This is a genomic window from Pseudoduganella sp. GW821-FHT11H04 (assembly GCF_058807935.1).
On record NZ_JBXARE010000022.1, the window covers coordinates 27,385 to 42,248 of the forward strand.

Sequence of the window (14,864 nt, forward strand, 5' to 3'; positions counted from 1 at the left end):
CATGGCTTACGGAATTAAGACATTCAAGAATGGCAAAGCGGTATTGGCTCCAGACGGCGAAGGGGGGGTATTCGTTGAACTGGTCACTTTTGGTACGACGTACATTCGTCGTACGTTCACTGATTTGGGAACGATGAATATTTTCTGCATCGTCGTGAAAGGCGGTTATCACCAGATTGTCACCGGTCGGGATGCGAGCGGCTATCCCTACGTTGAGGCGCAAGGTTATCCAATACCTGACTGGCGCACTTGGCCGGCTGGTGCCTTCGATACAGTTCTTGGAGTTTTTGCGCGATGAGTGATTTCGGGATTCGGTTCAACACCGCGGCGGGATTTCGCCAGATTGATACCCGCCACATTGTTCCCCAGCTTATTGGTCGCATGGACCTGGCGGGCTATCCCTTTATTGATGTGTTGGAAGCCGATGGCACCCAACCTGGCTGGATCATGCGGGAGTACCAGTTTGAGATTCCTGCGGCTATTTTGTCCAGACCACATATGACCTGTCACTCTTTGCCATCGTCGGGCCAGGATGCATATTCCAACGGGGGCAGTGTGATGTACAAGGCTGGCGCGTCATTTGCAGCGCCAGTGTTGTATTTCTTTGCATTGGACTACGTGACGAAGTCAAACGCGTCCTGGGGGATTCGCGCGATGCGCGCGGACGGGAGCGTGACTTACGACAGCGGGAATGATCACCTCAACCTCTCGTACATCTATGGCGGCGTCAACTTGAACGTTAGCCATGATGATGCCGGCCATAAGAGCTCAGCGGTAGTGACGAACATCGGTGCCCCACCCAAGGGAATGCCTGCCGCGCCAGCAATCTGTCCGCAGGGTTACACCCGGTACACGGAATGGGGAGTTCGCTTCAGTGGATTCGGCACCGAAAGGTGTTCCATGTTTTACCGGTCTTATGGCGGTAGCTTGCAGGCCGTCATGCTGCGTGACTATTACGACTGGGACGATGGCAGCCCACCAAACAATAGCTATAGCCATACCTACGCGAGCAATCCGAACAACCTCACGATTTTTCTAATCGATCGCTACATTTACGACTGAAAGGGGCATATGCCGATTCTCAAAGACTTCCTGGCGCCAAACGGTGTCGGCGTCACTTACCACGTTCTGCGCTCCGCCAGCATCGATATTCAGCTTGGCGTGATCCAGCTGCAGGTTCGCAGTTACCCGAGCGAGGAAACGTTCCTGCAGGGGAAGCCACATGCCTGCGCGTTCAACGACATGGTTTTCCCGTTGGGGGCAATTTCGATGAATGAAGACGGCATGCCTGCCGCGCTGGAGCGCCTGCTAATCGGCAATGATGGTGGAGAAAAGCCTAATGACTTCTATGGTGGCGTCATCGTGTCCGATCAAAGTGGAACGCTACAAGCCGCGAAAGACCGCGCTTGGTCGGCAGTCAAAGCAGCGCGCGCCCTGGCGGAACAAGGCAACTTTATCTACGACAGCGGCAGCTATCAGGCCGACATCATGCGCATTAATGGCGCAGTGCAGTTGGCGGTCCTTGCCAAAGCTAGCGGAGCTGCCTATAGCGAGACGTGGACATTAACCGACAATACGACACGGCAGCTCGACGCGGACCAGGCCATTGCCCTGGGAGTGGCGTTGGGCGAGTTCGTTTCAGGCCTGTATGCGATTGGACGGACTCTCCGTGTGGCGATCAACCAGGCTGAAACGATTGAAGCAGTGAACGCGATCAGGTGGCCGGCATGAGCAATATGCGTATCCTCTACGACAACGCCGCGAGCCGCGCGGTGCTTGCTGCATCGAGTACCGCCGGCGTGCTGGCAGTATCCAATCTGCAATTGGATGACAAGTCCAACGTGTGGCGCGCGAGCGGGTTGGCCGCAAAGCTATCTGCGACATGGTCTGCTGCGGAATCGATTGGTGCTGTTGCACTTCCGTTCTGCAACCTGTCGCCTACAGCGACAATGCGTGTGCGTTTGACCAACGAGGCGCCGGCAACGAATCTGCTGCCCTATCGCAGTGGGCAGTTTGAGAACTGGGGCTCCGCACCTGGAACCGTGCGATATGTCCTTGCCCCAGACGGATCGTCTAGCGCTGTCGTGCCGAATCCCGACGTTACCACTGATCGGTGGCAGATCACCCTTCAAGCGAACACCTTCAGCGATGGCACTGTGCTGATCATTTCGTGGTTTCAAAAGACAGTCACTCCGCTGGTTGGTGCAGGTCAGGCTCTGAATCCGAGCAACTGGACGGGGGCGAATCCAGGGCCAGTTCAATCGACGGCTACCCAAACACCAAATGGGTTCACCAGAAAATGGATGGCGGCGACGATCACGGATACATCAGCCAGTCAAAATTTGCGTTTCTACACGCCTGTCGTCGGTGCTGATGATTTAGCGACCTGGGGCTGGATGATGGAGAAAGCGCCATACACCTCCGGAGCAGAGTTAGTCGTGAATGGGGCGTTCAATGTTGATGCATCGAACTGGACCGTCTTGAACGGAGCTGCCTTTATCGCGAACGCCGGGATCGTAACATTGACAAACTCTGCGGCAGGCGTCTCAGGGGGAATCGCTTCCCAGCCAATTCCGACCGTAGCGGGAAAAACTTACTTGGTGTCCTGTGACGTCACCAAAGGGAACACCACCTGGAATCAGATTCGTGCAGGAGTGACCGCAGGAGGTGCTGAGCTGGGCGTTGCAACGCGACCTGATTCGGGGCGGCTGGAGTTCTTCTTCAAGGCCACGGGTAATATGAGCTATGTGTCCGTGGTGCTTGCTACGACCACTGCCAACGCCTACGGCCTGTTCGATAACATCAGCGCCAAGCAGGTGGACTTGACCTTGACGCCTTCTTCGTATTACCCAACAAATGAAACTTTCGGGTCGCGCGCGAGCACCGCTACATACGTTGGCAGCGACAGCCTCCTCAAGGTCGCCGCTGCTAACGTAGCGCGCTACCAATACAACCCGGCCAATCTGTCTGAGCCTCCCAAGCTGCTACTGGAAGTGTCCGCAACGAATCTCGCGACGGCATCGGGAACCCTCACGACAGGCTGGTCCGGCTGCTCGGTGGCGGCGTCTGGTCTCAAGTTTCGAGGCATGGAAACATATCAGACGGTTAGTAAGGTTCTTGCCAGCGCGAATGAGTACCGGGGTGTGGCTATCGGTGCCGTCACTGCGGGTCAAACCCTCACCCTGACCATGGCGCTGAGGGCGGGAAGCGATAGCCAGTTGACACTTGGCTTGTATGATTCTGCGAACCTGAGCTGGGGCGCCAACACCGACGCATGGTGCGCCATGATTGAAGGCCCAGGGGTGCTTACAAAGTTTGTTGGAGGCGCCTACACGATCACCGGGCTGACGGCGACGGACGACACGGTAGTGCAGATCTCCAGGGTTTATAACGCAAGTGGGACGGCTGCCGTCTTCCTCTACCCAGGGACTTCAGCATCCACCGTAGTTGGTAAGTCAGTCCTCGCGACTCGTGTGCAGGTAGAGAATGGGACTTTTCCAACTTCGTACATCCCCACCACTAACGCGGTGGCCTCCCGCGCGGCTGATGCTTACACCATAGCTAACGGAGTACGCCCGCTTGGCTACATCGACAGCTGGCAGAGCTATGACTACGACAGCGGTGTCATCCCCGCCTGCCCGGCGCCGGCTGTGTCGTTGCGTGGATGGACCGCTGCCCAGGCGGCGAGTGCCTATGCATTTGGTGGCGGGGCCTATGCCAGGCACTGGCTCCCGTCGAACCAACAGGCGGTGGGCATGGCAGTTGATATCGCGGATGCGAGCAACTTGCAGGGCTATGTCGAGGCCGCCTGTTTGGTGGCCGGCCCTTACTGGTCACCCAAGTACAACGCGTCGAATGCTGCACCCACCATTGTCGATACCACGCAGCTGTACCGCAACGACGCGGGCGGCCAGGGTGCCGAGGCCGGCTATACCTACCGCAGCTTACCGATCGACTTATCGCTCATGCCTGCCGCTGATCGAACGACGTTTGTCAACATCGTTCGAAATAGTCGCGCCTATCCAATCCTGGTTAGTGTGTACCCAGGAGTAGCGGACCTGGCGCTTGAGCGGGACAACATGGTCTATGGCCGCCGCCCTAAGGATTCAGGGGTTGCGCCTCAGTTTGCGTTGGCTTATTCCACCACCATTCAAGTTGAGGAGATTTGATGCTTGATCAGATTCGAAGCGAGGGAAAAGGCGGCTACGTCACGGTTCGCCTGACCAGCCGCTGGCCCTACAACCCTATTAGCCTGGCCGTCGGCGTATTGTCTGGCTCCCGCCAGTTCAGCCATGCCATCGCGATCATAGGTGGCAGGGCGTATGAGGCATCGATGACGCATGGCTGCCGCGCTGGCGCAGTTCAAGTGCTTATGGCCGGCATTGTCGTCTTCCGCGACATGAAGGTTTGGGTACCGGATCTTGGCGGTGCTATCCGGTTTGCAGAGGCCCAAGTAGGGAAGGGCTACGACTGGTTCGGTGCGCTCGGTATTCCGCTCACCTATTCGGAGGATTGGTCGGATGCCGGTTCCTGGTGGTGCTCCGACCTGGTGTTCGCGATCGCCATGGCCGGTGGTACACGCTTGTTTGATCCTGCGGTGATGAAGCGCGTGCGCCCGATTGACCTGCATATGTGCGATCTCCCGAAGTCGTCCGTGGTCTACGTCTAATTTCACAGCGGGATCTCGTTTCGCGAGCGCACGGCCCGTAACGTTTCAAAATAGTCTCAATTTCCCTAGAAATGAGACAACGAGAGCGAGACACTGTGCGCTCCCGGTGCTCGAAATGCGAGAGAGGGAATCCCCCGCCGGAGACTACTGACTATGAAAGAAAACTCAATGAGCGAACCGATTTCAGGCACGGCTGCCGGCGTCGCAGGCTGGAAGATCATTGCTGGCCTGGGCGGCATGGGCGCTATTGGCGCCGGTCTCGCTGCCTTCGTTGTCATGGCAATGACCAAGCCAAAATCTGATCAGGAATGGCGCGTGGCCCTGGTGAGCACGCTGGTCGGTTCCATTGGCGGTGGGGCGGCGCTGGTGCGCTATCTGGGCATTCAGAACTGGGCGCAAGATCTGTTCGGTATCGTTGCGATGCTGGCTCTGTCGTTTGCTTGCGGCTTGCCGGCTTGGGCGTTGGTCCGTGCACTGTTTATCTACCTCGATAAGCGTCGGGACGCCGACCTGGTCGAGATTGCCAAAGAAGTGAAGGGTGCGCTGTGAACCTGAGCGCGCATTTCACGCTGGAAGAACTGACCGCATCCAAGACGGCGGAGCAGCGAGGGATCGATAACTCGCCTTCGCTCGCAGTCCTGGCCAATTTGCGACGCGTTGCCGCGCTGTTGGAGCAGGTGAGGGCCGCAGTTGGGCTTCCGATTCGCGTTTCCAGTGGATACCGCTGCGCGGCATTAAACCGTGCAGTCGGTGGTTCGCCAAGCAGCGCGCATATGAATGGCCTGGCTGCGGACATCACAGCACCTGGGCTGTCCCCGAAAGACTTGGCGGTTGCGATTATGGCCGCCGGCGTTCAATTCGACCAGCTAATCTACGAGGGCGACTGGGTGCACATCGGCTTGTCTCGCGGCGCACCGCGAAGCCAGACCCTCACTGCACGATTCGCTGACGGTCGGGTTTCCTACACGGAGGGGATCGTATGACCAGTATTCTGCCGGCGCCGGCCCGCTGGATTGCCCTTGCAGGAATTGCCGTTGCGATGTACATGCTGGGCATGTTGCATGGTGAGCGTGTTGCGGGGGCAGCGCATGTTGACTACATCCAGGAGCAGGCCGCACGTGGAGTGGCAATTGCGACAGCGCAAGCGCAGGTAGTTGTGCGATCTGAAGTCAAGTATCGCGACCGGATCAAGACGATCTATGTGAAAGGAGAGGAAATTGAAAAGCAAGTGCCAGTCTATGTCACAGCGGCTGATGATGCTGAGTACGGCGTTAATCTTGGTTTCGTGCGGTCATACAATGCCGGCTGGTCAGGTGAGCCTGCCGGACCTGCCACTAGCGCTGACCGCGAGCCCGCCGGAATTCCGCTTGCTGAAGTTGCGGAAACCGATGCCCATAACGCCACAGCCTGCCGTGCCTGGCGCGAACTAGCGATTGGGCTGAAGGAACATTACGAGAAACTGCAGGAAGTTTTGAAATGATGTGCAGACGTCTGCATAACAGAAATCAACAGTAGCTGAAATGACAGAGCGCCTGGGCATGCTGTACGAACAGCATACTCAGGCCTCCGTCCGCCAATTCGGAGCGGCGGTCATCGAGCGGGTTCGACAAATACTCTGTGCAGCTGCCTGCTTGACTCAATGCTGAGGCGGACAAGCACAGAAAGCTCCCAGTCAATCCTCTGCGGGACGGCACCACCCTCCGTTAGCCTTCTTGTAATCGTTACACGCTTTACTGCTGGCGAACGTCTTCTGGTTATAGCAGTTAGCATCGCCACACCAATAGTAGGATTTAGCCCAAGCGGTACCGACAGCCAATAGCGATGCTGCGGCGAAGCAAATCGTTGCGACTTTTTTCATCATAGCTCCAAGGTCTCTGTTGATGCCAACATGGCGATGTCAATATTGCATCGCTTTCCGCGGTCACGCAATCCAGTTGTGGCTAATCAGTATTGCCGTTGCAAATCGATCCTATGTGGATGCAGGGAGTCCATAAATGCTTAGTAGTTTTCAGATAGAACGCCGTAAGGTGCAATAAAATTGTTTAGCTGTGTACTGTGATTCACGCTTAGGCCAAGCCATTGTCTAGGCTCTGGGACTGCCGACTATTTACGCCCGCCATTTGTTGAAACTCATATATGGTTGAAATGGAATTCGTATCTCTTCGGATTCTTTCAAGAACCACTCCCTCAACACCCGATGCCGGTCACGAATCGATTGGTCGACGTAATGGCCCTCGTTGTTGAGCTTGAATAGTAGCTGTTGTTCTTCTATCGCCTTTGATCGTAGATTTAACAGGTAATCCTCGATATCTTTCCCAAATAGAAATCCAGCCTCATGCAGCTTGTTCTGGAGCATGCCGAGCTTGGCAATATCGTAGGGCTCTCCAGCTGCCGCGCATCCGATGAGACTCCAGGCATGTTCGAAAATCACCAATCGCTTTTCAAACAGATCGAGATTCAATTTGGCTGTCGCGACTTCCTTTGCCTGATCGGCGATTTCCTTAGCCTGGCTGGCTGTTTCGGCTTGTCGTTCGGCAACTTTCTTCATGCTTCTCTGGATTGAGATGCCGAAGCCAGCGGCAACAGCGGTGATGACTGACGTTACGAGTAGCTTCGCGCCCTCCATAAACATGGTTGCTTCATCCATACTTTATTCCTAGAAAATTGCGATATTGATTGGCAAAAACTCGAGTATTGTATGCTTGATTCACAAACTTTTCCGACGACACGGCCGATGAATATTCAAAATCCTACCGAAGAAAATGATCCATATTGGTCTGCCTGCAAGTTCATATTGTTGGCGGCTGCTCCGTGGAGCATTGGTGTTGGAATCTTATATCTACTCGGATTTTGGTCTTCGTTCGGCATCAACGTCTTGCAGTATGCCAGCCTCGCCGATTTGGTGGGGACGGCGATTCACCCTTTACTTATTGGCAGTGGATTTCTACTGGCTGGAATGGCAATGGGATATGCGCAGCCGGAATTGGATGGCTTAAACATGAAGCGTATGGTCGGTAGGCCAGGAGGGCTCCGCGGTTGGCTAAAAGCAAATAGCAAATCGGCATTTGGGATCTGGGCCATGATTCTTACCCTCATTTACTTGCCAGATTGGGAAAGCAAATGGGGACTTGGCGCCATAGTGTTCATGATCGGAACTACTTGGATTCTTTTAGAACAGCCCGAAGTGCATGCGAAAGTGATAACTGTGAGGTTCGGCATAGGCGTTGTAGTCTGGGCTACTTTTCTACCTCCGCTTGCTTTTGGATTAGGTCGCTTGGACGCTCAACAAATTACGCTCGGAAATCAATTCTTGGTAGTTCAGTCAGATGAACGCGAGAAATCATCAACATCGCAAATCTCAGACGAGCAAAGACTTCGATTCCTAGGTCACGTAGGAGAGTTTGACTTCCTATATCATCCGGTTAAGAAGCATGTGGTTATCACCAAACTAGCAGCCGGAGCACGTCTTGAGCTGGCGCCTTATAAGCCGCCAGGTCGGGTGCAAGAGGATGGTGTGTTCGCTCGATTTGTTAACCGTGTTGCAAGGTTGTTCTACAACGACAAGTTGGCCTTTTGACTTTGCCATGGCGGCTCCGCTGACCGCCAAATGTAGTCGTCAAGTGCCCCAAGGCTGCCGTTACGATGCTGACTTGATTGTTAATTTTAGGCTGCGCGTAAATGCACAATGTTGGTCGGAGCAGGCGCGCCAGTTTTGCAGGCGATGAGGAAGCTCGCCCACTTCCGCAGTGCCTCGCGTCGCTCGGGGATCTCCTGGCGCACGTCGTAGATTCCTTCCATGCCCTGCAGCTTATGGTTAAGGGCAATCTCAGAAATTTCGCGCGAGACGCCGAGGTTGAGCATGTGGCCCTTCGCCGTGCTTCGCGTATCGTGCGGAGTGAACTGCTGAATGTCCAGCTTGCCGCCATCGAAGGCCCGGTGGATCGCAGCCAGCAATGTAGTGTTGCCTACGTGGTTGTCGCCGGGGTTACGCTTGTTACGGCGCCCGTCGCGTGTGGGCAGAAGCCACTTCGATTCGCCTGACAGTTCAATGAGTCGCGCAAACCACGCCTTCACTTCGGGCACCAGGGGCACGAGGAAACCATTCCGTGTTTTGACGGTATGATCCGGCACCCACCAGGTGTCGGTTGTTAGGTCCACGTGGGCCTTTTCTGCTTTGATCAGTTCACTCGTGCGAACACAGGTGGCTAAGAGGATTAACAAGGCCAGTGCATTCTCTTCCCCGATGATGTCGATGTTTGGCAGGAAGCGGCGCAATTCGGCCTCGGTCAGCATGACGCGCTTCTTGACCGGTGGTCGTTTGCCAAACAAGGCTTGCAGCTTGATACCAGTGCAAGGATTGCTGGCGATGATCTGGAGGCCGCAGGCGTGGTCGAACAATTGGCTAATGCAGGTGAGGATTCGTTTGCAGATGAGCCATGATCGGCCGCAGTTTTTGAGCATGTCGACAACATCGGATGGGGAAATCTTCCGCACCTCACGGGCGCCCAGGCGGGGCAGGATCACCTGATTAATATCCAAGTGACGGTATTCGATGGTCTTCTCCGCCAGTTCGGTTGTAACAAGCCGCTTTTCCGCGTAGTCTTGGACCAGGTCGCGCATGAGCCAGGCTTCGCGCGCGCGCGATTTGCTCTCTTGCTTGGTTGCTGCGGGATCGCCGCCCTGGTCGATGCTGACCCGTTGTTCACGTGCTAACTTGCGCGCTGCGGCCAGGCTCAGGTCAGGGTAGTTACCAAGAGTTACCTCCTTGCGGCGGCCGGCATACCGATAGCGCAGCACCCAGGACGCCGTGCCGGCGTTTGATAATGTAAACGTCAGCCCGTCACCATCGGATTTGGCGACAGCTTCGCCTTTGGTGATCCAGTGGCGGATTTGGATATCATCGAGCAGGTGGCTCAGCTTGGCCAAGTTGTTCTCCAGTGCAGGGGTAATTCTAAAATGCAAGATAGAATGGGTAGTCAATGATTTCCAGCTACCCACCTAGCTACCCGAAAAAGGTGCGATATAGCGGGATATCTTGACACAAGCGGAGACGGAACTTCAATAGCTGTAAGGGGTACTAATAGATGGGTGGGTCGCGGTGGGACACTGTGACACGTCAATGAAGATTGCAAGTGGCTAGTTTCATAACGATCTTTCAGTTGCGTGGGGGCAGATATTAACAACACTCACTATGCTAAGGGAAGCTGTGGTTTTTGAGCCAAACAATGATTCTGCGGTGACATCAAAATTGCGATTTCCTGTAGCAAAAAGGTGCGACCGCAAAAAAAATTTCTATTAGTGCTTCATAGTTATCACATTGGTACTAAAATTACGCTAACAACAACCGTAAATGTCAATATACTTAAAAGGTTGGTATCGAAGTTGTTTCCACTGAGCTGGGTATTTTTGCTTATATGCAACGAAACGAATATTGTCTTGCATTAATAAGTGGTAATATGCGGAAACTAATTCCGATTTAACAGAGCACTGCACACTAAAGGAATAACATGCGATCTGCATTCGAAGCATGGGCGCAGAAGGACGGCCAAATCGTTCGTCGGCGCGAAGACAAGCCAGAAGAATACCTGGTCTATGAAACCCAACGTCGCTGGCTGATATGGCAAGCGGCGCTGGAGCATGGCAAATCGCCTAGCGGCCGCAAGTCCGCCAAGGAAGCGAGCGCACGTGCTGCCGCCCAGCGGCCGCAAGGCATCGTTGCTGCTGACGCCGAAGTGCGTAATGAAGTCCTGAACGAAGTTCTCGACGCCTTCCAGGGCATCGGGGCGAACAGCATGGATGACATCATGCACGTCATCCAGGGCCTCAAGCAGAAAAAAGCCCAGTCGACGGCTGACTGAGCCCGGCGGTATGCCATCCAGGCTGAGTCGAGTAGCGCTCGCTGCGTTGTGCGCAGCGGCATTGGGCGCTTGCGCGACCATCATGGACTCGACCGAACAGTCTGTCCTGGTGCAGACGGTGCTCGACCACCAGCAAGTGTCGGGCATCGGCTGCGTCTTGTCGAACGACAGGGGACGCTGGTTTGTCACCTCGCCCGGACGGGTGATGGTGCACAAGAGCACCCAGCCCCTGGTTGTCGATTGCCGCCGCGAAGACGTCTGGGCTTATGACCAGATCGAAGCGCGCCAGAACGCCTCCAAGTGGGGCAATATCATCTTTACCCTCGGGGCCGGCCAGATTGTCGACAAGCAGACTGGCGCCGGCTTTGATTTGCCGTCCACGCTGACGGTGATCCTGCAGCGAGGGGAGGGAGCCGCAGCGCGCGGCGCACCGCTCCAGCAGCCGGCTTCAACGTCGGTATATTAAAAAAAAAGCCGGGTTGCCCCGGCTTTTTTTCGTCATCTCACTTCTCAGCCTGCGCGGCCGATCAGGAAGTTGGTCAGCATTGGCACTGGGCGGCCGGTGGCGCCTTTCGCTGCGCCCGATTTCCATGCGGTGCCGGCGATATCGACGTGGGCCCATGGATACTTGCGGGTGAAGTTTTCCAGGAAGGCTGCTGCGGTGCAGGATGCGCCGCCTGGCGAGCCGATATTGGCCAGGTCTGCGAAGTTGGACTTCAGCTGGTCGTTGTATTGCTCGCCGATCGGCAGGCGCCAAGCGGTGTCGCCGGTGGCTTTGCCCGATGCCATCAGGGCGTCGATCAGTGCATTGCCGGCGTCGTCGTCGCGCGCGAACAGGCCGCTGTTATGGTGGCCCAGGGCGACGATGCAGGCGCCGGTCAGGGTCGCCACGTCGATCACGGCGGCAGGGTTGAAGCGCTCAGCGTAGGTCAGCGCGTCGCACAGGATCAGGCGGCCTTCGGCGTCGGTGTTCAGGATTTCGATGGTCAGGCCGTTCATCGAAGTGACGATGTCGCCCGGCTTGGTGGCGCGGCCGGAAGGCATGTTTTCGCAAGCGGCTACGATACCGATGACGTTGGACTTCAGGCCCATTTCGCCGATAGCGCGGAAGGTGCCCAGCACGGAGCCGGCGCCGCACATATCGTATTTCATCTCGTCCATGCCGGGACCAGCCTTGATCGAGATGCCGCCGGTGTCAAAGGTGATGCCTTTGCCGACCAGGACGGTCGGTGCATCCTTGGTCTTGCCGCCCTTGTGCTTCAGGACGATGAACTTAGGAGCTTGTTCGGAACCGTTGGTCACGGACAGGAAGGAGCCCATCTTCAGGGCTTCCATCTGCTTGCGGTCCAGGATTTCCACTTCAAAGCCGAAGTCCTTGCCCAGCTTCTTGGCCACGTTGGCCAGGTAGGTTGGGGTGCAGACGTTGGCGGACAGGTTGCCCAGGTCCTTGGTCAGCTCCATGCCGTTGGCGGTAGCCACGGCTTGCGATAGGGCCAGCTTGGTAGCAGCATTGTTTGCCACGGCCAGGGCCAGCTTCTTCGGGCCGCCCCATGCCGGGTCTTTCTTGGATTTCTGTGCGTCGGTACGGTACACGGCGTCACGGCCTGCCAGCACCACGGCGCGGATCGCCCAGTTGGCGTCGCGGCCTTTCACTTCTTCCAGTGGCAATGCGATAATAGCGTCCGTCGAAGCCACGGTGCCCAGTGCCTTGATGGCGGCATTGATGGCGGAGCCGATGGCTTTTTCGGAAACGGATTCGTCGGCGCCCAGGCCAACCAGCAGCACGCGCTCGGCTGCGGCGCCTTTCAGTCCGCGCAACAGCAGGGTGGAGCCGGCCTTGCCGGTGATGTCGCCGGATTTCAGCGCAGCGGTGATTTCACCGGCGCTGTCGAGGGCTTTAGCCGCTTTCGAGAGTTTTTTGTTTTCGAAGACGCCGGCTACCACGCAACCGCTTTTGGCGCTGGCGATGGTGTTCTTGGCGTCGAGTGCTTTTATGCTAAAGTCCATTTGGATTCTCCTTAATTTTGTAGAACGAATTATAAACGTCGAATGATTTTCCATCGCGCCCTCCGCCGCGAGCTTCTCAGCTCTGCCGGGGCCACCTTTACGGTGATGTTCTCAATCCTCCTGACGTGGACCTTGGTCACCATCCTCGGCCGCGCCGCGGGTGGCAAGGTCGCGTCCAGCGATGTCATCGCGCTATTAGCGTTCGCAGCGTTGAATTATCTGCCAACTGTCCTCGTTTTCACCAGTTTTATTTCAGTTCTGATGGTGATCACCCGTACCTACAAGGACTCCGAGATGGTGGTGTGGTTCGCATCGGGGCTGAGCCTGACCCGCTTCGTGCGGCCGGTGCTGACGTTTGGCCTGCCGATCGTCCTCCTGACGGCGCTGCTTAGTTTTTACGTAACGCCTTGGGCGCGCGGCAAAACCAATGAATACGTGGAGCGCTTCGCCAAACGCGAAGACCTGCAGAAGGTGTCGCCGGGCCAGTTCAAGGAATCGTCTTCGGCCAATCGCATCTTCTTTGTGGAGGGCGTCTCGGGCAGCAGCGCCGTTGTGCGCAATGTTTTCGTCAACCAGGTCGATGCCAAAGGCACTTCGGTGATCGTGGCCTCCGAGGGCGTGGTGGAGGAAATGCCGACCGGGGATAAATTCCTGGTGCTGAAGAGCGGCCGCCGCTACCAGGGCAAGCCGGGCGACGCCGATTTCCAGAGCATGGAGTTCGAGCGCTACAGCATGCGCGTGACGCAGCAATCGTCCGAGGTTGGAAACGCAAAGGATGCCAACGCCATGACGACCCCTGCGCTGGTTTCCGACTGGGGCAATAATTTCGCGCGAGCGGAGCTGATGTGGCGCATAGCACTGCCGATTACCTGCCTGCTGCTGATCCTGGTGGCGATCCCCCTGGGCTTTGCCAACCCTCGCGCGGGCAGTGCGATCAACCTGATTATCGCGGTGCTGGTCTTCTTCACTTATAACAACCTGACCAAGGTCTTTGAGGGCAGCATCAAGCAGGGCAAGATGACTTTTGCCATGGGCTGGTGGCCGCTGCACCTGGTTGCCGCCCTGGTCGTGCTGTCGATGTTTGCCTGGCGCCTTAACGTGAACCACCGTTATCACCCGCGCGCCCTGTGGGCGGCCTTCAAGCGCGGAGCCTCCCGTAAATGAGCATCCTCCAACGTTACTTCTTCGTCTCCATCCTGCAGGCGGTTGCCTTTGCGCTGGCCGCGCTGCTAGGCTTGCAGGCTTTCATGGACCTGACCGGTGAGCTGCCTGCAGTCGGCAAGAATGGCTACGGCATGGAGCATGCCGCGCTGTATGTGCTGACCATGATCCCGCAGCACCTGACCGAGGTCCTGCCCGTGGCATCGCTGATCGGCACCATTTATACGATGGCGCAGTTTGCCTCGACTTCCGAATTCACCATCATGCGCGCTTCGTCCATGTCGACCCGTATGGCGGCGATCATGGTCGGCAAGGTCGGCGTGGTGCTGGTCGTGGTGGCCTTCATCTTCGGTGAAGTGATCACGCCGCGCTTGGCGCAACTGTCGGAAAAGATCCGGCTGACCGGTCGCGGCACCACGGTTTCGTCCGAGTTCCGCTCGGGCATGTGGACCAAGGATATCGTCAAGAGCGCAGGCATGACCGGCGATGTGACGGGTACGCGTTTCTTCAATGTGCGCGAAGTGCGCGCGGACGGCCAACTGGTCGACGTCAAGCTGTATGACTTCGATACCAGCTTCCGCCTGCGTTCCCTGACGCTGGCGAAAACGGCCAACTTCCAGGGCAACAATACCTGGAAGCTGAACGAAGTCACCGAGAACATTTTCAGCAATCCGGCGTTGGCGGAGGAGGGAGCGCAGGCCAACCTGGCGAACAACTTCGCCCAGGCGACCAGTATGGTGGAGGTCAAGAAATCGCCCACCAAGGAGCTGATCTCGGAAATCACGCCGAAAATCCTGTCGGTGGCGGCCTCCGATCCCGAGCGCATGTCGGCCAGCGAGCTGGTGGTCTACACCCGCCACCTGCAGGAAAACAAGCAGGGCACGGAGCGCTTCAAGATCGCATTCTGGAAAAAACTGATCGACCCGCTGGCGATCTTCGTGCTGATGGCGCTTGCGCTGCCTTTCGCCTACCTGCACACGCGCGCCGGCGGCGTGAGCTTGAAGATATTCATCGGCATCATGATCGGCGTTAGCTTCCTGCTGGTGAATACGCTGTTCTCACATATCGGTTTGTTGTCCGCGCTGCCGGCCTTCGTGACGGCGGTGATGCCAAGCCTGCTTTACCTGCTGCTTGCAATTGGCGCCCTTTACTGGGTGGAGCGGCACTAG

16 protein-coding genes are annotated in these 14,864 nt (G+C 56.7%); 13 read left to right on the plus strand and 3 right to left on the minus strand.

Translation table 11 applies throughout. The features are described from left to right. The first annotated feature begins 1 nt into the window (after window position 1). The 8 genes from AC1RTP_RS27295 to AC1RTP_RS27330 all read left to right on the plus strand — a co-directional run bounded on the left by AC1RTP_RS27295 (window position 2) and on the right by AC1RTP_RS27330 (window position 6,149). Window positions 2–298, plus strand: a complete 297-nt coding sequence (locus AC1RTP_RS27295; RefSeq protein WP_498611787.1) for a hypothetical protein — start codon at window positions 2–4, stop codon at window positions 296–298. Next, the gene (locus tag AC1RTP_RS27300) at window positions 295–1,062 is read left to right on the plus strand and encodes a hypothetical protein (protein ID WP_498611788.1); all 768 of its coding nucleotides are present in this window, start codon (window positions 295–297) and stop codon (window positions 1,060–1,062) included. Before AC1RTP_RS27295 ends, AC1RTP_RS27300 begins: the two co-directional genes overlap by 4 nt. Before the next feature lie 9 nt (window positions 1,063–1,071). Continuing rightward, a complete protein-coding gene (locus tag AC1RTP_RS27305) occupies window positions 1,072–1,731 on the plus strand; it encodes a DUF4376 domain-containing protein (RefSeq protein WP_498611789.1) in 660 nt (219 codons plus the stop codon). Continuing rightward, window positions 1,728–4,169: a phage head spike fiber domain-containing protein gene (locus AC1RTP_RS27310; RefSeq protein WP_498611790.1), complete on the plus strand. Its 2,442-nt coding sequence runs from the start codon at window positions 1,728–1,730 to the stop codon at window positions 4,167–4,169. Before AC1RTP_RS27305 ends, AC1RTP_RS27310 begins: the two co-directional genes overlap by 4 nt. Next, window positions 4,169–4,669, plus strand: coding sequence for a hypothetical protein (locus tag AC1RTP_RS27315; RefSeq protein ID WP_498611791.1), 501 nt, complete (start codon window positions 4,169–4,171; stop codon window positions 4,667–4,669). Before AC1RTP_RS27310 ends, AC1RTP_RS27315 begins: the two co-directional genes overlap by 1 nt. Before the next feature lie 168 nt (window positions 4,670–4,837). Next, a complete protein-coding gene (locus AC1RTP_RS27320; protein ID WP_498611792.1) occupies window positions 4,838–5,218 on the plus strand; it encodes a hypothetical protein in 381 nt (126 codons plus the stop codon). Continuing rightward, entirely contained in the window at window positions 5,215–5,652 is a 438-nt protein-coding gene (locus tag AC1RTP_RS27325) for a D-Ala-D-Ala carboxypeptidase family metallohydrolase (RefSeq protein ID WP_498611793.1), read from the plus strand. The genes AC1RTP_RS27320 and AC1RTP_RS27325 overlap by 4 nt, the downstream gene beginning before the upstream one ends. Further along, on the plus strand, window positions 5,649–6,149 hold the full coding sequence (locus AC1RTP_RS27330) for a hypothetical protein (protein WP_498611794.1): 501 nt from the start codon (window positions 5,649–5,651) through the stop codon (window positions 6,147–6,149). The genes AC1RTP_RS27325 and AC1RTP_RS27330 overlap by 4 nt, the downstream gene beginning before the upstream one ends. A gap of 627 nt (window positions 6,150–6,776) precedes the next feature. On the opposite strand, the gene AC1RTP_RS27335 is transcribed toward AC1RTP_RS27330, so the two are convergent. Next, window positions 6,777–7,316, minus strand: a complete 540-nt coding sequence (locus tag AC1RTP_RS27335) for a hypothetical protein (protein ID WP_498611795.1) — start codon at window positions 7,314–7,316, stop codon at window positions 6,777–6,779. A gap of 51 nt (window positions 7,317–7,367) precedes the next feature. Here AC1RTP_RS27335 and AC1RTP_RS27340 point away from each other — a divergent pair, with 51 nt between their 5' ends. Then, window positions 7,368–8,246, plus strand: coding sequence for a hypothetical protein (locus AC1RTP_RS27340; protein ID WP_498611796.1), 879 nt, complete (start codon window positions 7,368–7,370; stop codon window positions 8,244–8,246). An 86-nt stretch (window positions 8,247–8,332) separates the two neighbouring features. Here AC1RTP_RS27340 and AC1RTP_RS27345 read toward each other — a convergent pair whose 3' ends face one another. Beyond that, window positions 8,333–9,595 carry a tyrosine-type recombinase/integrase gene (locus tag AC1RTP_RS27345; RefSeq protein WP_498611797.1) on the minus strand — a complete coding sequence of 421 codons (1,263 nt, stop codon included), beginning with the start codon at window positions 9,593–9,595 and terminating at the stop codon, window positions 8,333–8,335. 581 nt (window positions 9,596–10,176) lie between these two features. On the opposite strand from AC1RTP_RS27345, the gene AC1RTP_RS27350 reads away from it, so the two are divergent. Beyond that, complete coding sequence (locus AC1RTP_RS27350; protein ID WP_498611798.1) at window positions 10,177–10,527, plus strand: phiTE_015 family protein; 351 nt, start codon at window positions 10,177–10,179, stop codon at window positions 10,525–10,527. 10 nt (window positions 10,528–10,537) lie between these two features. Beyond that, window positions 10,538–10,993, plus strand: a complete 456-nt coding sequence (locus AC1RTP_RS27355) for a hypothetical protein (RefSeq protein ID WP_498611799.1) — start codon at window positions 10,538–10,540, stop codon at window positions 10,991–10,993. Window positions 10,994–11,037: 44 nt separating this feature from the next. Here AC1RTP_RS27355 and AC1RTP_RS27360 read toward each other — a convergent pair whose 3' ends face one another. Next, window positions 11,038–12,534, minus strand: a complete 1,497-nt coding sequence (locus tag AC1RTP_RS27360; protein WP_498611800.1) for a leucyl aminopeptidase — start codon at window positions 12,532–12,534, stop codon at window positions 11,038–11,040. A gap of 42 nt (window positions 12,535–12,576) precedes the next feature. Here AC1RTP_RS27360 and lptF point away from each other — a divergent pair, with 42 nt between their 5' ends. After that, entirely contained in the window at window positions 12,577–13,698 is a 1,122-nt protein-coding gene (lptF, locus tag AC1RTP_RS27365) for an LPS export ABC transporter permease LptF (protein ID WP_498611801.1), read from the plus strand. Next, a complete protein-coding gene (gene lptG / locus AC1RTP_RS27370; RefSeq protein WP_498611802.1) occupies window positions 13,695–14,864 on the plus strand; it encodes an LPS export ABC transporter permease LptG in 1,170 nt (389 codons plus the stop codon). The genes lptF and lptG overlap by 4 nt, the downstream gene beginning before the upstream one ends.